A 24,741-nucleotide genomic window follows, 5' to 3' on the forward strand; every position below is an offset into this window, starting at 1 on the left:
CTCAGAACTATTCCAGCACCCCCGCAGCACCGGGGTATCATCGCTCCACCATGGCTGAACCCGATTCCAATCCGCCCACGCAGCATGCCACCGTAGGCGTCATCGCCCTCGGCTACGTCGGCCTCCCCCTCGCCCAACTCCTGGCCCAGGCCGGCCATCGCGTTGTCGGATACGACACCGACCCCGAGAAGATCCACACCATCGCCGCTGGCCGCAGCCCCCTCCGCCACATCCCCGGCCAACCCATCGCCGACTGTCTCGCCTCCGGCCGCTTCCTACCAACCTCCAACCTCGACGACCTCCGCAACGCCGACACCATCATCATCTGCGTCCCCACACCCCTGGGTGCCCACCAGGAACCCGATCTCACCTACGTCCGCGACGCCTCCCACATCGCCGCCAGGCAACTCAAGCCCGGTGGGCTCCTTATCCTCGAATCCACCACCTACCCCGGCACAACCCGCGACCTGATCGGCAAGATCCTCAGCGAACACGGCAGAACACCCGGCCACGACACCTACCTCGCCTACTCGCCCGAAAGAGAAGACCCCGGCCGCACCGACCACGCCCTCCGATCCGTACCCAAACTCGTCGGCGGCATCGATGACGCATCCACCAACAAAGCCGCAGACCTCTACCGCACCGCCTTCGACAACGTGATTCCCGTCGCCTCCGCCGAAGTCGCCGAGGCCGCCAAACTCCTCGAAAACATCTACCGTGCCGTCAACATCGCCCTCGTCAACGAGATGAAGATCGTCCTCTCAGAGATAGGCGTCGATATCTGGCAGGTCATCGAAGCCGCCTCCACCAAACCCTTCGGCTTCCAACCCTTCTACCCCGGACCCGGCCTCGGGGGCCACTGCATCCCCGTCGATCCCTTCTACCTCGCCTGGCGCGCCAAAGAAGCCAACCTCACCACACGCTTCATCGAACTCGCCGGCGAAATCAACCGTGACATGCCCCGCTACGTCGTCGAACGCACCGTTCTCGCCCTCAACGACGCCGGCATCGCCACCCGAAACGCCAACATCCTCATCCTTGGCCTCGCCTACAAACCCAACGTCGATGACGTCCGCGAAAGCCCCAGCTACGAACTTATCCGCCGCTACCGAGCCCTCGCCGCCAACGTCACCTACAACGACCCCCACCTCCCCGTCGCACCCAACGCCAACGGCTTCGACCCCAAACTCACCTCAACAGACCTCACCGATGAGGCCCTCACTCAGGCCGATGCCGTCGTCATCGCCTGCCACCACGACGCTTACGACTGGCACCAGATCGCCCAGAAAGCCTCACTCGTTGTCGATACCCGGGGCGTCATGAGAAAACAGGTAAACCCTGCTGCCAAAATCGTCGAGGCCTGATCCGCATCCTGCAACGCCTGACACGCCAGAAATCCGGTTTATGACGCCTCAGCCCCGATTCCAGCCCCTTTTCTCAGGTTTCTAACCCACCCGTCGTGCATAATGTCAGCAGGACCTGCGTTGTCATCAGTGCAGGAGAGACCCGCCCCCTCAAGATGGGATGGCTATGCAGCACCCGCTCCGAATCCGAGACATCCGTACCCGCCTCGGAATCGCACTGGGCCTGACCCTCGCGACAGCCCTCCCATCCCACGCCCTCGAAGAACACAACGTCCTGGTTGTCTACAACTCCGCCGACCCCGACAGCCAAGCCGTCTACAACCACTACCTCACCGCCCGTCCCAGTGTCATCGGCTTCGACCTCAACGACCCCACCGTCACCGGAAGCCTCTTCACCTACACCGACTACACCTCCAAACTCCGCGACCCCATCCGCAGCTTTCTCACCACCAACAACCTCGAAGAGCAGATAGGCGTCATCACCCTCACCAAGGGCATCCCACACCGCATCGACGACCGCAACAACCCCGGAGCCGGCAACAACGGCGGCACCGCCTTCACCCTCCTCGACACCGGCAACGCCACTTACGCCTCGGTCGATGCCGAACTGACCCTCCTCTGGCAGGACACCGAAACCGGCGAAGCCAACGGCTCTTTCGACTCGCCCGCCGACAACATCGTCGCCAACCCATTCTGGCGATCCACCATCAACCTCATGGACTTCGATCGCTCCGGCATCACCAACGCCAACAGCTTCGACCTCACCCCAGGCGTCGGCTACACCATGCAGGAACCAGGATCCAACAACGACTCCGACGCCGGCGACATCCTCCTCACCGCACGCCTCGACGGCTACACCGTCAACGACGTCAAAGCCATGATCGACCGCGCCCAGAACCCCGTCTATAACACCAACCACTACACCATCATCCTCGACGAAGACGCAGCCGGCGATTTCGATAAAGCCTCCTTCACCAACATCAATCAGAACGCCGAAGACTACGACAGCCTCAACACCCTGCTGAACTTCTTCTACCCCGCACACGACTTCGACCAGAACAACGCCGACTTCCTCATCGGTGAGAACACCACCGCCTACCAGGGATCCGCACCCACCCGTGTCGTCGAAGGACAGGTCGCCGCACTGCTCACCTACGGCGGCAACCACGACCTCGGTGACCCCGCCGACAACGAGAACTTCATCCCAACCTTTGAAGGCCAACTCATCGACGGAGCCATCTACAACGGACTCGAGAGCTTCAGCGCCCGAGACTTTGGCGGCATCACCGCCGGCTTCCGCGACCAGGGCCAGCTCGCCGAATGGATCGCCATCGGCGGCACCTTCGGAACCGGAACCGTCTACGAGCCCTTCACCTTTGGCGTCGCTGACAACGAACTCATGATCCCCAGATTCCTGCTCGATGGCGTCGGAGCCTTCCCAGGCATGACCTGGGTCGAGGCCGCCTGGGCCGGCATCCCCTACCTCTCCTGGCAGAACGTCGTCCTTGGCGACCCACTCGCCACCGCCACACTCGTCGATGTCAACCTCGGCGACGTGCCCGGCGATCTCGACCTCAACGCCTTCCTCGATATCCGCGACCTCGAGCTGCTCGCCACCCTCATCTCCGAAACCTCGCTCGACCCCGCCTTCGACCTCGACACCGACGGCGACACCGACGCCGACGACATCGCCTATTGGGTCGAAGTCCTCTTCGGCTCAAGCCTTGGCGACGCCAACCTCGACTTCACCGTCGACCTCATCGACCTCTCCATGCTCGCCGCCAACTTCGGCGCGACCGATGCCACCTGGTCTCAAGGCGACTTCAACGCCGACGGCAACGTCGACCTCATCGACCTCTCACTCCTCGCCTCCAGCTTCGGCACAACCGCCGCCGCGCCCGCCACCATCCCAGAGCCCGCCGCCGGCTTGGCACTCCTGCTGCCAGCCCTCGCCAGCCGAAGCGCACGTCGCCGGAACTAAAAAAGATTCACACTTTTCGCACGACGACCCTTGGCATCAGCCTGCCACGTGGGTAAGGTGCGGCTTCACGTCCATCCCCCGGACAGGAGGCCAGCATGACAATCCTCCATACCCAGATTTGCCGCCGACGCTCTCGCTCCGCCTGAACGCCTGCCGCAAACCCTCACACATCCCGACCCCTGTCCCAGGCACCGTGCGGCTACGCTGCCGGTTCTTAACCACCCAACCCGGAATCATCCGTGCCCGCTCGCTCCTCCAAATCTTCCCTAAGCCGTCTCATCCGAGCCCAGACGCCACTCTACACCGCCGCCATGCTCGCGATCATCGGCTCCGCCCTCTTCGCCGTCATCGGCACGCCGGTCATCGTGCGCACCACCATCGACGTCATCCTCGATGACCAGCCACTCCCCGCAGCCCAATGGATCGCCAATATCTGGCAGACCTTCCGTCAGGACCTCTCCACCACCGCACTCCTCGCCTGCGCCGCTTGCCTCATACTCGTGATGAGCCTTGCCTCAGGCTGCACCGAATATCTCGGCGCACGCTGGACAGCCCTCGCCGCCGAACGAAGCGCCCGCACCCTCCGCAACCGGCTCTACGACCACCTCCAACGACTACCCGTCGCCTACTTCGCCAAAGCCGAAACCGGCGACCTCGTCCAGCGATGCACCTCCGACATCGACACCGTCCGCCTCTTCGTCGGCTCACAGATCGTCGAATTGGTCCGCCTCCTGCTCTACGCCCTCCTGATTGTCCCCATCCTCTTCTGGATCGATCTGCGCATGGGTATCGCCTCCACCGCGCTCATGCCCATCCTCGCAGCCATCTCGCTCTACTTCTTCTTCAGCATACGAAACGCCTTCAAAACCATGGACGAGGCCGAAGGGGCTCTCACCGCCACCATCCAGGAAAACATCACCGGCATCCGCGTCGTCAGAGCCTTCGCACGCCAGAACCACGAACGACAGAAGCTCGCCAAACGAAACGCCGCCTTCCGAGACGGCGAACGCAGACTCTTTGTCCTCTTCGCACGCTTCTGGTCGCTGACCGACCTCATGATCTTCAGCCAACTCGGGCTCGCCCTCTTCTACGGCGCCTACCTCGCCGTACTTGGTCCCGAACAAGGCGGCATCACCGTTGGAGCCCTCTACCAGTGCTGGTACTACATCGGCATGGTCGCCTGGCCGCTGCGCCAACTCGGCCGCATCCTCGGCGAGTGGGGAAAAGCCACCGTCGCATCCGGCCGCATCAACGAAGTCCTCACCCAACCCGAGGAAGAAGACCCCGACAACCCGACCCTGCCGGACGGATCCACCATCACCGGCGACCTCGTCTTCGACCGCGTCACCGTCCGCTACGACGACAACGCCCCCGTGCTCGAAGACATCAGCTTCACCGCCCGACCCGGCCAGACCGTCGCCCTCCTCGGCCCCTCCGGCGCTGGCAAGAGCACCCTCATCAGCCTCCTCCTCCGCTTCATCGATCCCGAGTCCGGATCGATCACCTTCGGTGGGCACAAACTCACCGACCTGCCCCGCGCGCTCGTCCGCTCTCAGATTTCCTCCGTCCTCCAGGAACCCTTCCTCTACTCCAGATCCGTCAGAGAAAACCTCCTCCTCGCCGAAACCTCCGCCGCCGACAACCAACTCGCCCACGCCGCCGAAACCGCCGCCATCCACAGCTCCATCGAGTCCTTCGAACGAGGCTACGACACCCTCGTCGGCGAACGAGGGATCACCCTCTCAGGTGGACAACGACAGCGACTCGCCATCGCACGCGCCCTGCTCAGAGACGCACCCATCCTCCTCCTCGACGACGCACTCTCCGCCGTCGACACCCGCACCGAACGACGCATCCTCGAAGGCCTCAAAAAACGCCACGAAAACCAGATCACCCTCCTCATCGCACACCGACTGACCACCGTCATGCACGCCGACCTCATCATCGTCCTCGACCACGGACGCATCACCCAGCAGGGCACCCACGAACAACTCGTCGCCCAGCCCGGCGCCTACCAGCGCCTCTGGCACGTCCAGTCAGGCGACCTAAACAACGACCGGCAGGGAGCCACCCATGTCTGACGGCTTCTTCGAAGACGACGGCCCCGTCCAGGGCTCGAAATTCAGCCTCAGCAGCTACCGCAAAGTCATGCAGTTCGCACGACCCTACGGCTGGCACTTTGTCGGCATCGTCATCACCGCGCTCCTCGCCGCCACCTTCGACGTCCTCCTCCCGTTCTTCCTCGGTTGGGTCATCGACCTCGCCTACACAGGCGAGTACGCCGCCATCCAAAAACTCATCCCCGGCTACGCCCTGCTGATCCTCATCCTCGGCATCGTCGTCGTCGCCTTCATCAACATCGTCGGATCCCTCACCGCCCACGTCGCCCACGACATCCGACGCGACTGCTTCGACCGACTCCAGGACCTCGAGTTCGGCTACTTCGACAAACGACCCACCGGCTGGCTCATGTCCCGACTCACCTCCGACTGCAACAAGATCGGAAGAATCATGGGATGGGCCACCCTCGACGTCGTCTGGGGCACCTCCGCCATCACCGCCGTCACCGTCACCATGCTCATCATCAACCCCGGCCTGGCTCTCGCCGTCATCGCCATTGTCCCGTTCCTCGCCATCGCCGTCCGATTCTTCCAGGTCCGACTCATCGATACCTCCCGCGCCGTCCGCAGAACCAACTCCCGCGTCACCGCCATGTACAACGAGTCCATCCTCGGCGTACGCACCACCAAAACCCTCGTCCGCGAAGACTGCAACGCCGCCGAGTTCAACGACATCTCCGACCGCATGTGCAACGAGTCCATGGACAACGCCCTCTGGGGTGCCATCTTCATGCCCGTCGTCGCCGCCATCTGCGCAGCCGGCATCGGCCTCGCCCTCTTCACAGGCGGCATCCTCGTCGTCTCCGAAGACATCACCCCCGGCACCCTCATCCAGTTCATGAGCTACGCCATCTTCCTCCAGGAACCTGTCCGAGAAATGGCCCGCCAACTCACGATGGTCCAGAGCGCACAGCCCTCCGCCGAACGCATCGCCGACCTCCTCGAAACCGATCCCAAAATCGCCGACAGCCCCGAAGTCATCGCCAAGATCGAAGCAGCCGCCTCCAACCGACAACCCGGCACCGCCATCGACGGCCTCCCCGATCGCATCCACCGCGTCCGCTTCGACAACGTCACCTTCGGCTACAACCCCGACCGACCCGTCCTCCACGACTTCAGCCTCACCGTCGAACCCGGTCAGACCATCGCCCTCGTAGGACCCACCGGTGGCGGCAAGTCCACCATCGTGTCCCTCCTCTGCCGCTTCTACGAACCCACCACCGGCCGCATCCTCCTCGACGAAACCGACTACCGCGACCGCTCACTCGACTGGTACCAGTCACGCCTCGGCATCGTCCTCCAGCAGCCCCACCTCTTCACCGGCACCGTCGCCGAGAACATCCGCTACGGACGCCTCGACGCCACCGACGAAGAAATCGCCCAGGCCGCCGAACTCGTCCGCGCCGACCGCTTCATCAACGAACTCAAAGACCGCTACAACACTCAGGTCGGCTCAGGCGGCGTCCTTCTCTCCACCGGCCAGAAACAACTCATCGCCCTCGCCCGCGCCGTCATCGCCGACCCCGAAATCTTCGTCATGGACGAAGCCACCTCCTCCGTCGACACCGAAACCGAACGCCTCATCCAGGACGCCGTCGAACGCGTCCTCGCCGACCGCATCGCCTTCGTCATCGCCCACCGACTCTCCACCATACGATCAGCCGACCAGATCCTAGTCATCCAGAACGGCCAACTGACCGAAAGCGGCAACCATGACCAGCTCCTCCAAACCAACGGCCACTACGCCCAGCTCTACCGCCACCACCTCGTCAGCTGGAACGACGCCTGACCACCCACCCCACCTGATCGCTCTCTGTTGCTTGTTCCTCCTCTGTCTGCCGTCCTGTCTCCGCGCCCAGAACTCGACCGTCCTCTGGTGGGAAGCCGAACGCCCCATCCGCCACACCTTCCCGCCCAGCGACGCCTTCATCCCCTACAACGCCGAACAACGCGAAGCCCTCTCCGATGGCGACTGGCTCCAGACCGACCGCGCCGCTAACGCCCGCATCTCCTACCGCGTCAATGTCCCCGAAAACGCCACCTTCCAGTTCTGGACCCGCAAGTTCTGGAAGCACGGCCCCTTCCGCTGGCGCTTCAACGACCAGCCCTGGCAGACCGTCACCACCGACATCGACCTCGTCGATCGCGTCGTCCTCCGCACCCACGTCGAAGCCAACTGGGTCTACCTCGGCGAAGTCACACTCCCAGCCGGCGACGCCATCCTGTGGATCGAAATGCTCCCCGATGCCGGACCCGCCGCCTTCGACTGCTGGGTCCTCTCCGAAGGTCCCTTCGTCCCCAACGGCCGACTTAAACCCGGACAAACCCTCAACCGCGCCGACCCCGGCCATCAAGCCTTCGAGCCCCCCGCTGACAACTTCCAACCCACCCCACTCGACCTCACTCGCCTCAACCACAACACCGCCGGTGAACACGGCTTCGTCATCCCACAGGGCTCTGACTTCATCTACGAACAATCAGGCGAAACCGTACGCTTCTGGGGCGTCAACCTCGGCGTCCAACTCAACGACGACGCCTCACGCACCTACCTCGCCCGACGACTCGCCAAGCTGGGCGTCAACCTCGCACGCTACCACGGACCTATCTGGGACCAGCGCGCCGACCGCATCGACATCGACAAAATCCACAACATCATCCTCACCACCGAAGCACTCGCCGAAGAAGGCATCTACACCACCCTCTCCTTCTACTTCCCCCTCTGGCTCCGGCTCCACGAAGACCCCCGCTTCCCCGGCTACCGACAGGACCAGCCGCCCTTCGCCCTGCTCTTCGGCAACCGGACCTTTCAACAACAACACCGCGACTGGATGCGCGCCCTCCTCACCACAACAAGCCCCCGCACCGGCCGAACCCTCGCCGAAAACCCCGCCGTTGCCGCCATCGAAATCCTCAACGAAGACAGCCTCTTCTTCTGGACCTTCGCCCCCTACGACAACATCCCTGAAGCCACCACCATCGGCCTGGAAAGAGCCTTCGCGCGATGGCTCACTCGCAAATACAACAACCTCCCCGCCGCCTTCGACGCCTGGAGCCAGCGCCCAGGCGAAGTCCGAGGCGATAACCTCAATCAATCACGTGTCGGCCTCTACGCCGCCGGCTTCCTCACCAACGCCGGCTGGGCTCGAAACAGCCGCAACCACCTCCGAGCCTCCGACCAACTCGCCTTCTTCCTCGACCTCCAAACCGCCTTCTACACCGAAACCACCCGCTACCTCCGCGAACAGCTAGGCGTCCGCTCCGCCATCATCGGCACCAACTGGGGAACCGCCGACGACCCCACCCTCCTCCCCATCGAGAAACTCTCCAACACCGTCACCGGCACGATGGACCGACACGCCTACATAGGCGGTCGCCACGAAGGCAACGGCGCCTCCTACGACCTCCGCGTCGATCACATCTACGAAAACCGCTCTGCCATCGGCACCGAGATCCCCGCCGTCGCCCGCCCGGAGTTCGCCAGCCTCCCGCACATCATCTCCGAGTACGGCTACCCCATGCCCAACGCCTACCGCGCCGAGAGCATCTTCTTTGCCGCCACCTACGGCCGCGCATCCGGCCTCGACGCCGTCATCTTCTTCTCCATCACCGGCCTCGACTGGGCCAAGCAACTCGACAAGTTCACCGCCTTCACCCCTGCCATCGCCGGCCAGTTCCCCGCCGCCTCACTCATCTTCCGAAACGGTTACGTCAGCGAGGCACCCATCGTCATCACCGAATCAATCACCCGAAACGACCTCCTCAACTTCCACACCTCGCAACTCGTCCGTCCCGCCGACCTCGACGACCTCCGCGCCGTCGGACCAAGACCGATCAACCAACTCAACCGCGACACCCTCACCTCCATCGCCCCACTCCTAGGACGTACACGCATCCTGCCCGCCACCGAAGAAACCCGACTCACCGTCGCCGACGACCTCAAAACCCAGACCTCCGAACCCGGCACCATCACCTCCGCCAACCGCGAACTCACCACCGACCTCAACCGACGACTCGCCATCGTCAACACGCCCCTCGCCCAAGGCGTCTGCGGCTTCCTCGCCAACGCAGGCCCCGTCGAAACCGATCACGCCACCTTCCAGGCCAACAACCACTACGCCTCGATCATGCTCGTCCCGCTCGACGATCAGCCCATCGCCACCAGCAGCCAACTCCTCCTGCAGGTCGCCACCGAGGAATCCACCTTCGGCTGGCAGACCCAGCCCACCGACGACGGAGCCCAACGCATCACCTCTCTCGGCACCGCACCCATCCAGTTCAAGAGCATCGACGCCACCCTCACCCTCAAACACATCAGCCAACGCTTCCGCGTCACCACCCTCGACCCCAACGGCCAACCCCGCGCCAGCCGCATCACCGACACCCCCACCATCCAGCTCGACCCCGCCGCCCTCTACACGCTCATCGAACCACTCGAAGACGAGTAAACCCCACTCAAGGCGTCCGTGGCCGATCCCTTTCACGATCTACAATGCAGTAGAAACCAAACCGCTCCGTCGCCGACACATTCCGAAGCTGGTGCACACGCTCAGGCGGGATATACGCCAGATCCTGAGGCCCCAACCCCGTCACCTCCCCACCAATCTCAACCTCACCCTCACCCTCCGCCGCGATGATCGCGTGCACATGCCGATGCCGCTCCAGACTCGTATACCCACCCGGCTCCAACTCAAAGTACCGCACATCAAACCCCATCGGCTCGCCCGCCTTGCCCATCAGCTCAAACCGCTTCACCCCCGCAAACGGAAGCGCATCATCCGCCTTATACGCCACCGCCCCGCGCCCCTCCCAACCCGCTGCCAGACGCTTGAGCACCGTCCGCGCCTCCGCCGCACCCGCAAGCTCACCCGCCAACTCACACGCACTCACCCGCTCCGCAACCTCACTGCGCCGATCACCAAACCGCTCCACCAACGCAGCCCGCAACTCCGCCGCACCCGCCTCGATCCCATCCGCATGACTCAGCATCGCCCCGCCCACCAGCCAGCACGTATCCGACCCATACAGATCCGCCTGCTCGTCCAGCCGCTCCACCGACATCCCGCCCGCAGGCGTCGGCCACGAACCCGCCACCTCACGCGATCCCGTGAGTTCACCCCGCAATGCATCCGCCAACCCCAGACACGTCGCCTGCGACAACGCAAACCGACCACCCGCATTAGGAAAGATCGAGGCATCCGCACCCACCAAACGCGTCATCGTCCCCAGCAACACACCCGGATCAATCCCATGATCCGGACCCAGCAACGGACCACCCGCCAGCGTCGGATGCGCCATCAACAACAACCCCGACGTCTTCCGCAGATGCCAGATCGCATCGAACCCCACCAACATAGGCGACACCAACACCCCACGAATCCCCGCACGACGAATCGCCGCCAGATACGGCGCCCACTCCGCCGGACCCACCGACAGATAAGGCAGATACCAGCACGCCCGACCCGTCCGCTCCGAGGCCTCAACGACCGCCCGCTGAATCACACCAATCCGACGCGCAAACGACTCCGCATCCGCATCCACCAGGTTGTGATCGTCCTTGATCAGATCACACCCGCCCCGCGCCATCGCCGCCGCCACCGCCGCCAAGCCCTCATCATCCAAACCCCTCGGCTTGATCGCCGAACACAAAAGCGGCCGCTCCGGCACACCCAGCGCCTCCCGCAACCCTCGAATCCCAAACACCGGACCACCAAACCGATCAATCAGCTCGTCAGGCAGCGACACATCCACCAACCGCACACCCGGAAGCATCGAACAATTACCACCCAACAGATTCAACACCTGCGAAGGCCGACCACTCGCCAGCCAATCCGCATAGCCCACCCGCGCGCGAAACACACCATCCACCTCTTCCACCCCGAGCACTTCGCCGATCGTCCCCTCAGGAATCCCCGCCCCCTCCGCCACCGACCGGGGCACCTCCACCGACTGCTCCAGCGCCACCTTCTCCGCCAGCGCCTCCGCTTCCGACCGATCACCCGCCAACGCATACACCGCTTCAATCACTGACATGGCTCCATCACAGGCTCCGAACAATCCGCGTCCTACCGTTCGCGATCCGCCGGCCAACAACCGGCCAGCATCTCACCCCGCCAGCCACTCGGCTCCACCGCCCGACGCTCTTTCCGATCAGCCACAGGCAGCAGCAACGTCGACAACTCCCGCTTGCTGATCACCAGCGCCGGATCAATCGAGACCTCCTCGCACAACGCCTCCAGCTTCGACCACACCCCATCCACCCGACGCTTGTGACGATCCGGATTCACCTTCGGACGCCCCGGCCGATGCGTGATCTTCGCCGCCATCCCCTCCTTCAGCGCCTCCAGAATCGCCTCGCCGTGATCCCGCGCCACCGGCCGCGGCATCCCCTTGATCCGACCAAGCGCTTCCACCGTACCGGGCTGCTCATCCGCAATCCGAACCAGCACGTCATCCGCCATCAGGCTCCGAGGCGGCAAGTCCGTCTGCTCCGCCAGCGAAAACCGACGCACCAACAGCGCCTCCAGCACCGTCCGACCCCGACGATTTAGCTTGCCCGCACCCGCCCCACGCAAACGACCCGACAAAGGATCCAGCCGATACTTCGCCGGATCCTCAAGATCCTTCATCTCCGCCGCCACCTTCTCCGTGTGCCCCAGCGACGCGATCCGCTCCCGTAGCCGCTCGTAAACCATGGGCAGATACCGCACATCGTTCGCCGCATAGCTCTGCTGCGCCGCCGTCAGCGGCCGCCGGTCCCACTGACTGAACTTCACGCTCTTACCCACATCCGCACCACCCACCGCCAGCACCAGCTTGCCTAGCGACAGCGGATACCCATGACCACAAAAACCCGCCGCGATCTGCACGTCATAAACCGACAACGCCGGACGACCCAAGAGACGCAACACCGGCTCCAGATCCTGCCGACCCGCATGCACGATCTTCACCACGCCCGCATCCGCCAGTAGCTCCCAGAAAGGCGTCAGATCGATCTCCGCCAACCCGTCAATCAGATAAATCCGATCCGCCGTCCCCAGCTGAATCACACAGATCCGCGGATAAAACGTCGTCTCCCCGATGAACTCGGTGTCATACCCCACCACGCCGGCCTCGCGGACATGCGCCAGCGCCGCCGCCAGCCCCTCCTCCGTAGCCACCAGCTCCGGCTCACCCTGCGGAACCAGATCATGCTCCAGCACCGGCGTCGGCTCGTGAGCCTCCTCGTGGGCCGCCGCGTCTTCCACTTCCCGATGACGACTCCGATACACACGCATGGCCACAAGAGTACCCTCTGCGCACACAAACGGCCGACTCGGCCATCCCTTCCTTAAGCCGTCTTGCGCTTGTCCACCGGATACACCAGCGTCGCCAGCGTCTCGCAGAGCCGATCCCCCAGATGACGGTACAGATCGTAGTGAGCCGACGCCTCCGACCGAATCCGATCCGGATCCCCCCCATTTTCACGCACCCACCCTTCAAAATGCCCTAGAAAAACGTCAATTTGCGATCGGTTCCACTCGAAATGGAACTGAAAACCGTACGTTGTCATCCCAACCTTGAACGCCTGCGCTTTGCACAAACCCGACGAAACCAGCGGTATCGGGGTCCCACCGGCCGGACACCGCGTAATCTGATCCCCATGAGCATGAAACTGCGTCGTCTTCCAAGGGATTCCCGAGAAAATCGGGTCCACCGTCCCGAAGAACGACAGCTCCGTTTTCCCCCAGCCGATCTCCGCCTGGTCCATAGGAGCGACCTCACCCCCCAAAGCCGCGGCGATGAGCTGGGCGCCAAGGCAGATGCCTGTGACCGGCAGACCGGCCTCGTGCGCACGCTTCAGGAAGGCCATCTCTGGTTCGATCCAGGCGTGGTCGGCCTTGTCGGCGACGCCCATCGGCCCGCCCATCGAGACGACGCCGTCGACATCGTCGAGGTCTTCGGGGATCGGCTGGCCGGCGTGCAGCTGGACAACCCGCAGCCGGTGGCCGTGGTCGCGCAGGATTTCGCCGAGTCGGCAGGCTGTTTCCAACTCGTGATGCTCAAAAACCACAATCGCCATGCTTCGTCTCCGGGGCGGAATCAGCCCGCCAGACCTGATTCTAAGCCATCCCGGAGGATCGGGTGCCTGCCTTGAACCGGTGAGCGGGATTCAGATTGCGGTTTTTGCCGGGTGACGCCCGATAATCGACCTATGTCGCGACCACACGCCGTTGTCCTCGCCGCGGGGGGCATTGCCTCGCTCGTCGCCGCTACGCTGGCTCAGAAGAACGCCGAGCCGGCGTCGCTCCGGCTGACGCTGCTGTATGCCGGCGACGGCTCAGAGACCGACGGCCTTCGGTTCCGGCACGTCAAGGCGCAGGCCGAAACCCTGACCGCGGCTCGGGTCCAGCGGATCGAGATGGCTCACCTGCTGTCGCGCACGGCTGGTCTGAACCCCGGGCACCGACCGACCGGGACGCTGGTCGCCCCGCAGCTGCTGCTGGCGGCTATGAGCCACGCCATGGACTACGAGGCGTCCCGGGTCATCTGGCCGATCGGCAACGCGCTATCAACCGAAGCGACCACCCGGCTGGCGAACACGGTGCTGCTGGTCGATGGTCTGGCTCGGGCCGAGAGAAAGACCCCACCAACGATCGAGACCCCGCTGAGCGAACTCGAGCCGGCTCAGATCATCCGGCTCGGCGAGGAGCTGCGGGTCGACTGGTCGCTGGCATGGTCCTGCCTTCGCAAGGGCCGGGTACCCTGCGGTAACTGCGACGGCTGCCGTGAGCGGGCCTCGGCCTTCCAGGCGGCGGGTCTGCGTGACCCGCTCGAAGCCGCCGATCGGGTGCTCGCGCGCACCTGAGGCCGCTGTGTATCAAAGCTATGAGACGGGGCGATCTTCAGAACGAGACGCGATCGCGTTCGAGCAGTTCGTCGACGCGCTGATCGATGATCTCGGTCTGGTCCTGAGCGCGCTCGTCGATCTCGACCCGGAGCGCGTCCAGCTCCTCGTTGAGCCGCTGGATCTCGGCCTCGAGCGCGGCGAGTTCGCGTTCGCGGATCAGCTGACGGACCTCGAAGTGTTCGATCACATGGTCGCGAAGGTCGGCTTCGAGCCCGTCGATGACGTCCTGACCCTGCTCGGTCTGTTCGGCCTGGCGGATCCGGAAGGCGATCCGGCGGGTGGTGACGTTGAGCCGGTGATCGCGGATGCGGAGGGAGAACATCTCGGGGTCCTGCTCGCGGAGTTCGAGCATCGGCCGGAGTCTCGGGAAGCGTTCGCTCATGAGGCGCATGGCACGCATGGGGTCGCGTTCGGCGAAGAGTTCGAGGCGGGGGACAAGCTCGGGATCGATCTCGCGGACCATATCGATGGCGGCGTCGAGATTCTCCCGGGCTTCTTCTTCGGACATCCCGCCTCGGTCGCCGAAGCGTCCGAACCGGGGTCGCTCTTCGCGTTCGCCGGCCATTCCGCGGCCCTGGCCGTCGCGGTGCTCGCGGGGTGGCGGGCCTTCGCCGGGCTGGGCCAGCGCCGGTGTCGCGGGGAGGGCGATGAGGCTCAGGCAGAGGGTGGCGAGTCCGAGCCGTCGGGTGAGGTGGGAGGTGCTGTTCATGGCTGGATCCTATCGGGCCGCGGGGCCCGCGCTGGTTTTAGAACCAATGCTCGGTGGCTTCGTAGAGTTCTTCCCACTCGGCCTGAAGCAGGGCCGATGCGGTGTCCTGTCCGGCGATGACGCCGTCACGCTGGGAACGCGCCGCGGAGATATCGGCGCGGAGGCTGTCGAAGCGGTCGTCGAGGCCGTCGTCGAAATCGCTGACAAGGCTGACGTCGGCGAGTGCCATGGCGAGAGCTTCGGCCTCTTCATCGAGGGATCGCTCGGCGATCTGTTGCTCGGGGTTGGTGGCGGGGCTCTGGGTCTGGCTGAGGACGGCCCAGCCGACGCCGGCGACGAGGGCGAGCAGGGCGGCGATCCGTACGCCACGCCAGACCCAGCGGCCGGGTGTGACTTTGGCGAGCACGGCAGGGGGCTGCTCGATCATCGGCGTGGTCTGCGCGAGGATCTTCTGTTCGAGGCCCGCGGGTGCTTCGCCGGGGCTGAGCACTTCATCGAGCAAGCCGTCGATCAGCGGGTCGCTGGGTGCGGTGTGCTGGCTGGCGGGTTGGTCGGGGGGTCGGGGGGTCATGCTGCGTCCACTTCATCGTTGGGGTCGGTCATCATCTTGCGGAGTTTGCCGATGGCTCGGTGGGCTCTGGCGAGCACGGTGCCGAGGGGCTGTTCGAGGGTCTCGGCGATCTGGGCGAAGCTCAGGCCGGCGGTGTGCCGGAGGTGCAGGACCTCGCGGTCGGGCTCGCTGAGCTGGGTGAGGGCCTGTCTGAGTCCGGCGACCTGTTCTTCGTGGGTCATCTGTTCGAGGGGGTCGGCGACGGATCGATCGGCGAGCGAGCTCATGGTGTCGGTGGTGTTCTCGGCGGTGTCCTGGGGCCCGCCCCGGCCGACGGCCTGTCGTTTGCGGCGGCGCATCTCGTCGCGGAGGCCGTTCATGGCGATGCGGAACAGCCAGGGCTCGAAGCGGCCTTGTTCCTGGTAGCGGTTGTCGGTCTGTAGGGCCTTGACCATCTTGGCGAACGCTTCCTGGGTGAGTTCCTCTGCGAGTTCGGGGTTGGCACACTGCCTGAGCAGGAGGCCGTAGACCCGGCGGGTGTAGGTTTCGACGAGGGCCCGCCAGGCCTGCGCATCACCCTCGGCCGCTCGGTGGAGCAGGCCATCGACGGGCCTGCCGTTGAGGTTGGCGGCCGCTTGGAGGGGTTGCGCGTCGATTCTCATAAGTAACCCTGACCGCTCAACGCTCCAGAAGCGGTCTTATTGCCGGGCGTGGGGACCATTCGGGCAGGAATCCTGAGGGTGATGTTTGCCCAGTCGATAGGAAACCCCCATTCTAACCCCATGCCCGAGACACCCCAGGACCCGAGTCAGATCCTTGCCCATCACCTGGGCGACTTCGATGCCCGCGATGCCGACGCCGTGATCGCGGCGTTTCAGGAAGCGGCTGAGGCGCTGCTGTCGAACCCGGCGCGGCGGGGGAGTTGCGTGACACTTCCCAGACAGGGCCGGCTGGTGATGACGGGTGATCTGCACGATCACGGCCTGAACCTGGCGCGGATCCTGAGGTATGCGTCGCTAGACGAGCGTGCGGAGGATCACCTGATTCTGCACGAGGTGATTCACAGCCCGAATCTGGTGAACCAGCGCGACCTGTCGATCCGGATGCTGGCGCAGGTGGCGCGGCTGGTGGTGCGGTATCCCGGGCGGGTGCACGTGCTGCAATCGAATCACGAGCTGGCTCAGTATCTGGGCGATGGGGTGACCAAGTCTGGCGTGAATCTGACGGAGGCTTTCGAGCTGGGTGCGGAGATGATCTACCCGGGACGGGCGGAGGCGGTGCTCGACGCCGCGAAGGTCTATATCCGCTCGCTTCTGCTGGCGGTGAAGGCGCCGAACGGTCTGCTCGCTGCGCACAGCCTGCCGGCACCGCGGAAGCTCAAGGACTTCGACCCGACGATTCTCGATCGGCTGCCCGAGGAGGATGAGTTGTCATCGGGCGGTCATGCGCACCTGATGGTGTGGGGCAGACGTCACGATGATGCACTGGCCGATGCGCTCGCGGAGGCGTGGGGGGTAACGACGTTTCTGCTGGGTCATCAGAAAGCGGAGATGGGCTACTTCACCGAGGGCAAGCGGATTCTGGTGCTGGCATCGGACCATACACATGGGTATTGCCTGCCGGTGGACCTGGAGCAACCCGCCTCTCTTGATACGTACACCATGAACCTGCACCCGTTGAACGCGGTGTTGCTGTAGCGGTTTGGTCTGTGTTTTTCGTGGTGAGGGCCTACAATCGCGTCGAGGGAATCTTGAGTCTCAACCAGGAGTGACACCATGGATCGACGGGAAATGCTTGGCACGATGACGCTGGCGGCGGGTGCGGCGATGGCCGGCGCGGCGGGTGTGGCAAAGGGCGCGCATCACGAGGGAGGGCACGATCACGCGCTGCCCGGCTACGACCCGAACGCGGGTGAGTTTGTGCTGCCGGCGCTGCCTTATGCCTACGACGCGCTGGATGTGGCGATCGACGAGCAGACGATGCGGCTGCACCACGATCTGCACCATGCCGGGTATGTCCGGGGTTTGAATGGTGCGCTGGCGGCGCTGGCCAAGGCGCGTGATGAAGGCGATTACGCGATGGTGCAGCACTGGTCGCGGAAGGTTTCGTTTAACGGCGGCGGTCATACGCTGCACACGATTTTCTGGTCGAACATGGCCCCGCCTCGTCAGGGTCAGCGGGCGGCGAATGCGGGCGGCGGTGGCGGCGAGCCGGTGGGGCCGCTGCGTGACAAGCTGGAAGCCGATTTCGGATCGTTCGCGAAGTTCAAGGCGCACTTTTCGGCGGCGGCGGCCTCGGTGGAGGGATCGGGCTGGGGGATCCTCGGTCACGATGCGGTGTCGAAGAAGCTGATGATCGTTCAGGGCGAGAATCAGCAGAAGCTGACGACCTGGGGCATCACGCCGATTCTGGTGCTGGATGTCTGGGAGCACGCGTACTACCTGCGTTATCAGAATCGTCGGCGTGACTACGTCAACAACTGGTGGAATGTGGTGAACTGGTCGGACGTGGCCAAGCGTCTGAGCTGGCACGGCTGATTCGCGAACGGTTCGATGGGCCTTGTGGTTTGAGGCAGTGATGGCCAAGCAGATCATCGCGACGCTGAGTATTGTCTTTGTGCTTTTTCTGGCGGGGCTTGGCGTGCGCCCGGAACCGCCGACCACGGGGTACGAGCTGGGTCGTTGGGCGATCGATCGGCTGCGGATCAATCTGGCGCACGTGCCGAATCTGGTGTTGTACGTGGGGTATCCGCTGGCTGAGCCGGAGGTTTGGCTTCAGGCGACGCCATTGCCGGACGACCGGGCGCAGCTGCCCAGTGGGCGCGTGATCGAGTTGGATGACATCAACGCGTACGTGCTGGCGTATACGAACGGTGATTTTCTGGATGGTGTCGCCAGAGAGATGCCGATGCCTGCGGGCGTTTACGCCGTGGATCAGTCGGTGGACGCCGAACCGATCGAACTGGATACGGACCTGCTGCTGGAGGGGCAGCGGTTTCTGGTGATCGAACACACGGAGTGCCCGTCGAGGCCTTACGACCACCGGTTTTTCACGACGACGCTGACGAACACTTCCGATCGCCCGGTTCGAGTGCTCGGGATCACGCAGTACGAGCGTCTGGGCGACCGCTGGCTGAGTCGGCACCGCTTTACTGCTGAGCAGTTTCGGGTGTGGTATGGCGTGTCCGACTCGGGATGGATCTACCCGGGCGAGTCGGTAGCGGACCCACACAACTACGGCGGTCTGCCGGGCAAGGCGTTGTGGGCTTATACGTTTGAGACGCGTGCCGGGGCGACGTTCACGGCGGGGGCGGCGCGGCCTCGTCCTAGCGGAGAGTGACCTCGACGCGTCGGCGTTCGCCATCGTTCCAGACGGTCAGGGCGACCGTGTCGCCTGGGGCTCGCTGTTCGAGGACGAGTTGGAGGTCGTTGCTGTCGGTGACGACGTTGCCGTCGACGGCGAGGATGACGTCGCCCAGCTCGACCCTGCCGAGCAGTCGTCGTGAGGAGCCTTCGAGGCCGGCTGCTTCGGCGGGGGAGCCGGGTTCGACTTCGAGGATGAGGACGCCGCGGAGACCGAGCCGGCCGAGGTAGTTGGCGCTGGTGGGGTCGTGGTAGCGGATGCCGATCTGTGGCGGGATGTACCGGCCGTTCTGGATCAGCTGGGGGACCACGCGTTTGAGGGTGTCGATGGGCACGGCGAAGGCGATGCCGATCGAGGCCCCGGCGGGTGAGAGGATGGCGGTGTTGACCCCGACGACCCGGCCTGATGAATCGAGCAGGGGCCCGCCGGAGTTGCCCGGGTTGACGGCGGCATCGGTCTGGATGACGCCTCCGATCGTCCGTCCGTTGAGCGCCTGGATCTCTCGGTTGAGCGCGGAGACAACGCCCCGGGTGAGGGTGTGGTCGAGGCCGAAGGGGTTGCCGATGGCCAGCACGGTCTGGCCGACCCGGACGCGCGCGGAATCGCCGTGAGGCAGGGCGTCGATGCGGGAGGTTGTTTCGACTTTCAGGACGGCGAGGTCGTGGCTGGGAGAGACGCCGATGAGTTGGGCGGCGACGGGCTCGGGCTGATCGGCGAGGAGGACCTCGATGCCTTCGGCGCGTCGGATGACGTGGAAGTTGGTGACGATGTGGCCCTGCGCGTCCCAGAAGAAGCCGGAGCCAGAGCCTTCGCGGACCTCGAAGACACGTCGGCGGAGCAGATCGACGCGTCGGCCGAGGGTGTTGATGTTGACGACGGACCCGCGCGAGCGATCGAAGAGCTCGATGGTTCGGGTCTCTTCGGAGCTTTGGATACCGTCGTGAATGGCGGTGTTCTGAGCGATCGCGGCGTCGTTGTAGAGGCTGCTCAGCCAGAGCCCTGCGGCGAGGCCGATGGCGAGGGCCAGGGCTGCGGTGGTCGACAGAAGGGTTCGCTTCATCGTGAATCCTTACTGGTAGAGCAGGTAGGCGAGTCGTGAGATGTGGAAGGCCTGGGAATCTCTTTCCCATTGGGCAAAGAGTTCGTCGAGGGGCTTGCCCTGTTCGATCCAGGTGCGGACTGCGGTGGTACCGTTGGCCTTGTCGAACATGCCGTGTCGTTTTTCGCCCTCGGCCAGTTGGGTTTGGGCATCGAGTTCGTTGAGGATCAGGAAGTTGATCTGGTAGAGGGATTCGGCGTGGCGCGGGTCGATGTAGATCTGCACCCCGCCGAGGACTTCGCCCTGATGCGTGGCGTAGAAGGGCCGGAAGCGAGCGGGGCGGTAGGTGACGCCTTTGATGGCGAGGGGTGAGTTGTTGAGGGCTGCTGCGAGGGCATCGGGGTCGACGCCGGTGTCGCCGACGATCTCGAACGGGAGGGTGTAGCCGACACCGTTGGACATGACGAGGAGTTCGCCGAGGACGCCGGTGGCGGCGTAGGCGTAGGTGCTGCTGGCGAAGGGGATGTGGGGCGAGGTTGGGACCCATTCAAGGCCGGTGTCTTCCCAGACCATGTCGCGGGTCCAGTATTTCATCTGGATGACTTCGAGGCCGTCGTAGGTGGGGGCGATGCGGTCGCGTTCGAGTTGGGCGAGTTCGCCCATGGTCATGCCGTGGATGTAGGGGACGTCGAGGTAGCCGATGAAGGAGCGGAGTTCGGGATCGAGCATGGGGCCTTCGACGCGGGTGCCGCCGAGGGGGTTGGGTCGGTCGAGGACGATGAAGCGTTTGTTCTGTTCAGCGGAGGCTTCGAGGCAGACGCTCATGGTGGAGATGTAGGTGTAGGAGCGGGAGCCGATGTCCTGCATATCGAAGATGAGGACGTCGAGGTTTTCGAGCATCTCGGGGGTGGGTTTGCGGGTGTCGCCGTAGAGGGAGAAGACCGGCAGGCCGGTGCGTGGGTCTTTCTGGTCGTCGATTTTGTCGCCGGCGTAGACGTCGCCCCAGACGCCGTGCTCGGGTCCGAAGAGGGCGACGAGCTGGTAGCCGCCTTGGGCCTGACCGTCGATGAGGACGTCAACGGTGCTCTTGAGGTTGCCGTCGACGGAGGCGGGGTTGACGACGAGGCCGACGCGTTGGCCGCGCAGGGTTTCGAAGCCTTTGGCGGCGAGGACGTCGATGCCGAGCATCACGCGTTGGGTGATGGCTTTGGGCTGGTCTCTGGGGACGCGGTAGTCGGCCTTCGATGTGGTGTTGGCGTCGGTGGTTGACTGGCAGCCGGTGCTGAGTGTGAGCGTCAGCACGAGCAGCAGGAACGAGGTGAGTCTGGCGGGGAGGGAGGCGATCTGATTCATGGCACCACCGGTGGGTTCAGGGGTTGTGGTTGATCGATGGCGGCGGGGTCGCACGCCGCGCGTTGATACTAGAACTGACGGAGGAAGCGGACGTCGTTTTCGAACAGCAGGCGGATGTCGGGGATCTGGTGCTTGCGCATGGCCAGGCGTTCGATGCCGAGGCCGAAGGCGAAGCCGGTCCATTCTTCGGGGTCGTAGCCGACCTGCTCGAAGACGGCGGGGTCGACCATGCCGCAGCCGCCGACTTCCATCCACTCGACGCCTTTGCCGAGGTCGATCTTGACGTAGAGCTCGGCGGAGGGCTCGGTGAAGGGGAAGTAGGAGGGGACGAGTTTGATCTCGGCGTCCTCGCCCCAGAAGGCGTGGGCAAACTGGACGAGTGTTGTTTTGAGATCGACCATCGTGACGTTGCGGTCGACGTAGAGGCCCTCGATCTGGTGGAACATCGAGTAGTGGGTGGCGTCGTGCTCGTCGGGTCGGTAGACGCGGCCCGGCGAGATGATGCGGACCGGGGGTTTGGTCTGCTCCATCACCCGGATCTGTACGGTCGAGGTCTGAGATCGGAGCAGGGCGGGTCGGCCTTCATCGGAGTCGCCCGGCGCGTCGAGGTAGAAGTTGTCGGCGGGGTCGCGGGCGGGGTGCTCCTCGGGGATGTTGAGGGCGACGAAGTTGTGGTGGTCGTCCTCGACTTCGGGTCCGGTGGCGACGTCGAAGCCCATGCGGCCGAAGAGCTCGACGAGTTCGGCGACGGTCTGGGGGATGATGTGCTGGCGGCCCCGCCGGGGGTCGGCGGGGGGTTCGGTGATGTCGATGAGGGGTCCGGAGCCGGTTTTGCCGGAGGCGGCGGTGCCCAGGCCGTCCTTGCGGGCCTCGAAGGCCTGGGTGATCTGCTGTTTGAGGGCGTTGGCCCCCTGGCCGAAGGCCTTCTTCTGATCGGCGGGGACCTCTTTCATGAGGCCCATAAGTGCTTTAAGTTCCCCTTTGGAACCGAGATATTTGATTCTGAAGGCTTCGAGCATGGCGGGGTCCGCCACGGCATCGAGGTCTTTCAGGGCCCGTGTTTCGAGTTCGCCAATCCGCTCCAGCATGGGCAGAGCATACCCCAACCGGGCGGGTTCTGACCGGTGGTGCCGGCGGTCTTTGCGGGGATTGTGCGGGTTGCTCACAAAGTGCTAACAGCGCGCTACTAGTGTTTTACAGGCCCTTCCGGAAGGGGGCTTGCTTTGAGGCGTTGCCTCAAGACGATTGGTGGTTGCCTGGCGGTCACGGAGGAGGACCGCTGGGGAGAACGCGGTCTCGCGGCGCTGTTGGGAGAAGCGGAGCCACGGATCGCGAGGGGAGACCTGGGGAGAGAGCGTGGGGTATCGGGATTGACGGCCCAGTGATGGGTCGCTTTCCCGATTTTTTTATGCGCGACGTGCTGGGGTGATTCGGGATAGGCTCGCGGCTCCGCCAGGAGGGCCGTCATGCCTGCGATGCTGATTCAACTGCTGCTTGTTGCCCTGATGTTCCTGTCGGGCTGGTGGCTGGCGCGCGTGGGGCTGAAGGCGAAGCTGGGCAACGGGGACGAGTGGTTGCTGCGGAAGCGGGTGCTGGTGGTCGGGTGGCTGGTGTTTGTGCTGCTGCAGGGGTATCGGTTGACGGTGGACTTTGTGCCGGGTTTCGACATCCCACTGCACTATTGCGATGTGGCGTTGCCGGTCGGGTTGCTGGCAATCGCGACGGGGGTACGGTGGCTGCGGGCGACGTTGCTGTTCTGGACGTTTGGTTTGAGCTGGAATGCCTGGATCACGCCGGCGGTGGCGTTTGATCTGACGACGGTTGATTTCTGGGTGTTCTGGGTGCTGCATGGTGCCGTGGTGGTGCTGGCGTTGTATGACCTGGTGGTGCTGGGCTACCGGCCGCGGTGGCTGGACCTTTGGATGGGGGTGGGGGCGACGATCGCGTGGGGTGTGTTGACGCTGGGCATCAATCTCGTGAGTGGCTGGAATTACGGTTACGTCGGGCCCGATACGGAGCTGGACCTGGCGGCGACCAACGCGTTGGATGTGTTCGGCGACTGGCCGTTACGGCTGGTGTGGATGTCGCTGACGATGGTGGTGGTTTATGCGCTGGTGCTCGGGGGGGTGACGCTGTGGGCGCGTTGTATGACTGACAACAAAGAGAGCAGATTGAAAGCCATTTCGAAGGACAAACCGGCATGACGACTCGCATTGCTTTTCTGTCGACGGCACACATTCACACGGATGCCTTCATCCAGCGCATTCTCTCGGATGAACTCGATGCGAGAGTGGAGGCGATCTGGGACGACGATGTGGAGCGGGGTCAGCGTTACGCGGAGAAGTCCGGGGCGCGTTTCGCTGCCGACATCGATGCGGTACTTGCGGATGAATCTGTGGATGCGGTGGCGATCTGCGATGCGAACACCCGGCACCTGCCTTTGCTGGAGGAAGCGGTGCCCGCGGGCAAGCCGATCTTCTGCGAGAAGCCGCTGGCGACGACGGTGGCGGAAGCGCTTCGTGTGAAGGCGTTGCTGGACGAGCACGGGACGCCTTTCTGCTGCGGTTACTTCACGCCTTTTTCGTCCAAGCATCAGACGGTCAAGGCGGCGGTGGCGTCGGGTGTGTTTGGCAAGATCACGCACGGGTTCTGCAGGAACAGCCATCACGCGGCTTACGGGCGATGGTTCGATAGCGAGGACCTGCGGTGGTTCACCGATCCGTCGTTGTCGGGGGGTGGGGCGCTGATGGACATGGGGTCGCACGCGGTGCATTTGCTGCTTCATCTGCTGGGGCCGGTGTCGGACGTGACGGCGACGATCAGCAACAGCTCGGGCGTCTACCCGGAGGTGGATGATTACGGCTCGATCCAGATGCGTTTTGCGAGCGGGGCGCTTGGACGGGCGGAGGCGTCGTGGATCCAGCATTCGAGCAACAGCGAGCTGGAGCTCTGGGGCACGGAGGCGGCATTGGTCTTCATCGAGAACCGCGCCCACGTCGTGAAGCAGGGGGGCGAGCCGGTGGCGTTGGCGGAGGCGCCGGCGCGTCCCGATCGGATGGATCGGCTGGTGGCGCTGGCTCGGGGCGATTTGTCGGCGGAGGAGTTGGCGGACGATCTGTCGGCGAGCCTGAACGAGGTGGCGGTGATGGAGGCGGCCTACCGGGCCCACGGGAGCGGCGAACGGATGCTGGTGGTACCGGTGTAGAGCGTGTTAGCGGTGGGGTGTTGCATCAATTACGGGACACTAAGATCGACACAACTGTCATTGACGGCAGTGCGCCACTAATTTTATCTTCATAAATACATATTAATAAATAATTTAAAAGATTACCTGTGATAATCTCGCAAACAGGGGGTTGACGGCCGTGCGGTGTT

20 protein-coding genes are annotated in these 24,741 nt (G+C 64.1%); 11 read left to right on the forward strand and 9 right to left on the reverse strand.

Annotated features, from left to right (window positions below; all coding sequences use genetic code 11):
- Nucleotides 1–50 precede the first annotated feature (50 nt).
- The 5 genes from ACQZAB_RS06940 (at nucleotide 51) to ACQZAB_RS06960 (ending at nucleotide 9,910) form a co-directional block, all read left to right on the forward strand.
- Nucleotides 51–1,364: a nucleotide sugar dehydrogenase gene (locus ACQZAB_RS06940; protein ID WP_428388314.1), complete on the forward strand. Its 1,314-nt coding sequence runs from the start codon at nucleotides 51–53 to the stop codon at nucleotides 1,362–1,364.
- A gap of 166 nt (nucleotides 1,365–1,530) precedes the next feature.
- Entirely contained in the window at nucleotides 1,531–3,345 is a 1,815-nt protein-coding gene (locus tag ACQZAB_RS06945; RefSeq protein WP_428388316.1) for a dockerin type I domain-containing protein, read from the forward strand.
- A 311-nt stretch (nucleotides 3,346–3,656) separates the two neighbouring features.
- Nucleotides 3,657–5,426, forward strand: coding sequence for an ABC transporter ATP-binding protein (locus tag ACQZAB_RS06950; RefSeq protein WP_428388318.1), 1,770 nt, complete (start codon nucleotides 3,657–3,659; stop codon nucleotides 5,424–5,426).
- Nucleotides 5,419–7,254 (forward strand): ABC transporter ATP-binding protein, encoded by a 1,836-nt coding sequence (locus ACQZAB_RS06955; protein WP_428388320.1) that lies wholly within the window; start codon nucleotides 5,419–5,421, stop codon nucleotides 7,252–7,254. The genes ACQZAB_RS06950 and ACQZAB_RS06955 overlap by 8 nt, the downstream gene beginning before the upstream one ends.
- A 31-nt stretch (nucleotides 7,255–7,285) precedes the next feature.
- Entirely contained in the window at nucleotides 7,286–9,910 is a 2,625-nt protein-coding gene (locus ACQZAB_RS06960) for a hypothetical protein (RefSeq protein WP_428388322.1), read from the forward strand.
- Nucleotides 9,911–9,917: 7 nt separating this feature from the next.
- Here the strand turns inward: ACQZAB_RS06960 and ACQZAB_RS06965 are convergent, their stop codons facing one another.
- Genes ACQZAB_RS06965 through ACQZAB_RS06975 form a run of 3 tightly spaced genes read right to left on the reverse strand, consistent with a single transcriptional unit; the run spans nucleotide 9,918 to nucleotide 13,524 of the window.
- The gene (locus tag ACQZAB_RS06965) at nucleotides 9,918–11,495 is read right to left on the reverse strand and encodes a RuBisCO large subunit C-terminal-like domain-containing protein (protein ID WP_428388323.1); all 1,578 of its coding nucleotides are present in this window, start codon (nucleotides 11,493–11,495) and stop codon (nucleotides 9,918–9,920) included.
- 32 nt (nucleotides 11,496–11,527) lie between these two features.
- Nucleotides 11,528–12,739, reverse strand: coding sequence for a ribonuclease D (locus ACQZAB_RS06970; protein ID WP_428388325.1), 1,212 nt, complete (start codon nucleotides 12,737–12,739; stop codon nucleotides 11,528–11,530).
- Nucleotides 12,740–12,792: 53 nt separating this feature from the next.
- Nucleotides 12,793–13,524, reverse strand: a complete 732-nt coding sequence (locus ACQZAB_RS06975) for a type 1 glutamine amidotransferase (protein WP_428388326.1) — start codon at nucleotides 13,522–13,524, stop codon at nucleotides 12,793–12,795.
- A 132-nt stretch (nucleotides 13,525–13,656) separates the two neighbouring features.
- Here ACQZAB_RS06975 and ACQZAB_RS06980 point away from each other — a divergent pair, with 132 nt between their 5' ends.
- Nucleotides 13,657–14,310 carry a 7-cyano-7-deazaguanine synthase gene (locus tag ACQZAB_RS06980; protein ID WP_428388328.1) on the forward strand — a complete coding sequence of 218 codons (654 nt, stop codon included), beginning with the start codon at nucleotides 13,657–13,659 and terminating at the stop codon, nucleotides 14,308–14,310.
- A gap of 37 nt (nucleotides 14,311–14,347) precedes the next feature.
- On the opposite strand, the gene ACQZAB_RS06985 is transcribed toward ACQZAB_RS06980, so the two are convergent.
- From ACQZAB_RS06985 to ACQZAB_RS06995, 3 genes are read right to left on the reverse strand one after another with little or no spacing between them, the layout of a single operon-like run.
- Nucleotides 14,348–15,061, reverse strand: coding sequence for a hypothetical protein (locus ACQZAB_RS06985; protein WP_428388330.1), 714 nt, complete (start codon nucleotides 15,059–15,061; stop codon nucleotides 14,348–14,350).
- A gap of 37 nt (nucleotides 15,062–15,098) precedes the next feature.
- Nucleotides 15,099–15,632 carry a hypothetical protein gene (locus tag ACQZAB_RS06990; RefSeq protein ID WP_428388332.1) on the reverse strand — a complete coding sequence of 178 codons (534 nt, stop codon included), beginning with the start codon at nucleotides 15,630–15,632 and terminating at the stop codon, nucleotides 15,099–15,101.
- Nucleotides 15,629–16,273 (reverse strand): RNA polymerase sigma factor, encoded by a 645-nt coding sequence (locus tag ACQZAB_RS06995; protein WP_428388334.1) that lies wholly within the window; start codon nucleotides 16,271–16,273, stop codon nucleotides 15,629–15,631. Before ACQZAB_RS06995 ends, ACQZAB_RS06990 begins: the two co-directional genes overlap by 4 nt.
- Before the next feature lie 120 nt (nucleotides 16,274–16,393).
- Between ACQZAB_RS06995 and ACQZAB_RS07000 the strand changes: the two genes are divergently transcribed.
- From ACQZAB_RS07000 to ACQZAB_RS07010, 3 genes are all read left to right on the forward strand, one after another.
- Nucleotides 16,394–17,308, forward strand: a complete 915-nt coding sequence (locus tag ACQZAB_RS07000) for a hypothetical protein (protein ID WP_428388336.1) — start codon at nucleotides 16,394–16,396, stop codon at nucleotides 17,306–17,308.
- Between the two features lie 78 nt (nucleotides 17,309–17,386).
- The gene (locus tag ACQZAB_RS07005; protein ID WP_428388338.1) at nucleotides 17,387–18,148 is read left to right on the forward strand and encodes a superoxide dismutase; all 762 of its coding nucleotides are present in this window, start codon (nucleotides 17,387–17,389) and stop codon (nucleotides 18,146–18,148) included.
- 40 nt (nucleotides 18,149–18,188) lie between these two features.
- Complete coding sequence (locus tag ACQZAB_RS07010; protein WP_428388340.1) at nucleotides 18,189–18,950, forward strand: hypothetical protein; 762 nt, start codon at nucleotides 18,189–18,191, stop codon at nucleotides 18,948–18,950.
- Here ACQZAB_RS07010 and ACQZAB_RS07015 read toward each other — a convergent pair.
- From ACQZAB_RS07015 to pheS, 3 genes are all read right to left on the reverse strand, one after another.
- Nucleotides 18,937–20,034 (reverse strand): S1C family serine protease, encoded by a 1,098-nt coding sequence (locus ACQZAB_RS07015; protein WP_428388342.1) that lies wholly within the window; start codon nucleotides 20,032–20,034, stop codon nucleotides 18,937–18,939. The two genes, ACQZAB_RS07010 and ACQZAB_RS07015, sit on opposite strands and share 14 nt — an antisense overlap.
- A gap of 9 nt (nucleotides 20,035–20,043) precedes the next feature.
- Nucleotides 20,044–21,366 (reverse strand): exo-beta-N-acetylmuramidase NamZ family protein, encoded by a 1,323-nt coding sequence (locus tag ACQZAB_RS07020; protein WP_428388344.1) that lies wholly within the window; start codon nucleotides 21,364–21,366, stop codon nucleotides 20,044–20,046.
- A 68-nt stretch (nucleotides 21,367–21,434) separates the two neighbouring features.
- The gene (gene pheS, locus ACQZAB_RS07025) at nucleotides 21,435–22,454 is read right to left on the reverse strand and encodes a phenylalanine--tRNA ligase subunit alpha (protein WP_428388346.1); all 1,020 of its coding nucleotides are present in this window, start codon (nucleotides 22,452–22,454) and stop codon (nucleotides 21,435–21,437) included.
- Nucleotides 22,455–22,832: 378 nt separating this feature from the next.
- On the opposite strand from pheS, the gene ACQZAB_RS07030 reads away from it, so the two are divergent.
- Nucleotides 22,833–23,570, forward strand: coding sequence for a TIGR02206 family membrane protein (locus ACQZAB_RS07030; RefSeq protein ID WP_428388348.1), 738 nt, complete (start codon nucleotides 22,833–22,835; stop codon nucleotides 23,568–23,570).
- A complete protein-coding gene (locus ACQZAB_RS07035) occupies nucleotides 23,567–24,571 on the forward strand; it encodes a Gfo/Idh/MocA family protein (RefSeq protein ID WP_428388350.1) in 1,005 nt (334 codons plus the stop codon). Before ACQZAB_RS07030 ends, ACQZAB_RS07035 begins: the two co-directional genes overlap by 4 nt.
- The last annotated feature ends 170 nt before the right edge of the window (nucleotides 24,572–24,741 follow it).

Source organism: Mucisphaera sp., assembly GCF_965279675.1.
In the GTDB taxonomy this organism is placed as follows: domain Bacteria; phylum Planctomycetota; class Phycisphaerae; order Phycisphaerales; family Phycisphaeraceae; genus Mucisphaera.

What these genes read in the sequence shown, in the direction of transcription:
- ACQZAB_RS06950 (WP_428388318.1), top strand. Translation starts at nt 3,657, where the DNA reads ATGCTCGCGATCATCGGCTCCGCCCTCTTCGCCGTCATCGGCACGCCG.
- ACQZAB_RS07005 (WP_428388338.1), top strand. Translation starts at nt 17,387, where the DNA reads ATGGATCGACGGGAAATGCTTGGCACGATGACGCTGGCGGCGGGTGCG.
- ACQZAB_RS07030 (WP_428388348.1), top strand. Translation starts at nt 22,833, where the DNA reads ATGCCTGCGATGCTGATTCAACTGCTGCTTGTTGCCCTGATGTTCCTG.
- pheS (WP_428388346.1), bottom strand. Translation starts at nt 22,454, where the DNA reads ATGCTGGAGCGGATTGGCGAACTCGAAACACGGGCCCTGAAAGACCTC.
- ACQZAB_RS06990 (WP_428388332.1), bottom strand. Translation starts at nt 15,632, where the DNA reads ATGACCCCCCGACCCCCCGACCAACCCGCCAGCCAGCACACCGCACCC.
- ACQZAB_RS07020 (WP_428388344.1), bottom strand. Translation starts at nt 21,366, where the DNA reads ATGAATCAGATCGCCTCCCTCCCCGCCAGACTCACCTCGTTCCTGCTG.
- ACQZAB_RS06965 (WP_428388323.1), bottom strand. Translation starts at nt 11,495, where the DNA reads ATGTCAGTGATTGAAGCGGTGTATGCGTTGGCGGGTGATCGGTCGGAA.
- ACQZAB_RS07035 (WP_428388350.1), top strand. Translation starts at nt 23,567, where the DNA reads ATGACGACTCGCATTGCTTTTCTGTCGACGGCACACATTCACACGGAT.
- ACQZAB_RS06980 (WP_428388328.1), top strand. Translation starts at nt 13,657, where the DNA reads ATGTCGCGACCACACGCCGTTGTCCTCGCCGCGGGGGGCATTGCCTCG.
- ACQZAB_RS07010 (WP_428388340.1), top strand. Translation starts at nt 18,189, where the DNA reads ATGGCCAAGCAGATCATCGCGACGCTGAGTATTGTCTTTGTGCTTTTT.
- ACQZAB_RS06945 (WP_428388316.1), top strand. Translation starts at nt 1,531, where the DNA reads ATGCAGCACCCGCTCCGAATCCGAGACATCCGTACCCGCCTCGGAATC.
- ACQZAB_RS06985 (WP_428388330.1), bottom strand. Translation starts at nt 15,061, where the DNA reads ATGAACAGCACCTCCCACCTCACCCGACGGCTCGGACTCGCCACCCTC.
- ACQZAB_RS06970 (WP_428388325.1), bottom strand. Translation starts at nt 12,739, where the DNA reads ATGCGTGTGTATCGGAGTCGTCATCGGGAAGTGGAAGACGCGGCGGCC.
- ACQZAB_RS06955 (WP_428388320.1), top strand. Translation starts at nt 5,419, where the DNA reads ATGTCTGACGGCTTCTTCGAAGACGACGGCCCCGTCCAGGGCTCGAAA.
- ACQZAB_RS06975 (WP_428388326.1), bottom strand. Translation starts at nt 13,524, where the DNA reads ATGGCGATTGTGGTTTTTGAGCATCACGAGTTGGAAACAGCCTGCCGA.
- ACQZAB_RS06940 (WP_428388314.1), top strand. Translation starts at nt 51, where the DNA reads ATGGCTGAACCCGATTCCAATCCGCCCACGCAGCATGCCACCGTAGGC.
- ACQZAB_RS06995 (WP_428388334.1), bottom strand. Translation starts at nt 16,273, where the DNA reads ATGAGAATCGACGCGCAACCCCTCCAAGCGGCCGCCAACCTCAACGGC.
- ACQZAB_RS07000 (WP_428388336.1), top strand. Translation starts at nt 16,394, where the DNA reads ATGCCCGAGACACCCCAGGACCCGAGTCAGATCCTTGCCCATCACCTG.
- ACQZAB_RS07015 (WP_428388342.1), bottom strand. Translation starts at nt 20,034, where the DNA reads ATGAAGCGAACCCTTCTGTCGACCACCGCAGCCCTGGCCCTCGCCATC.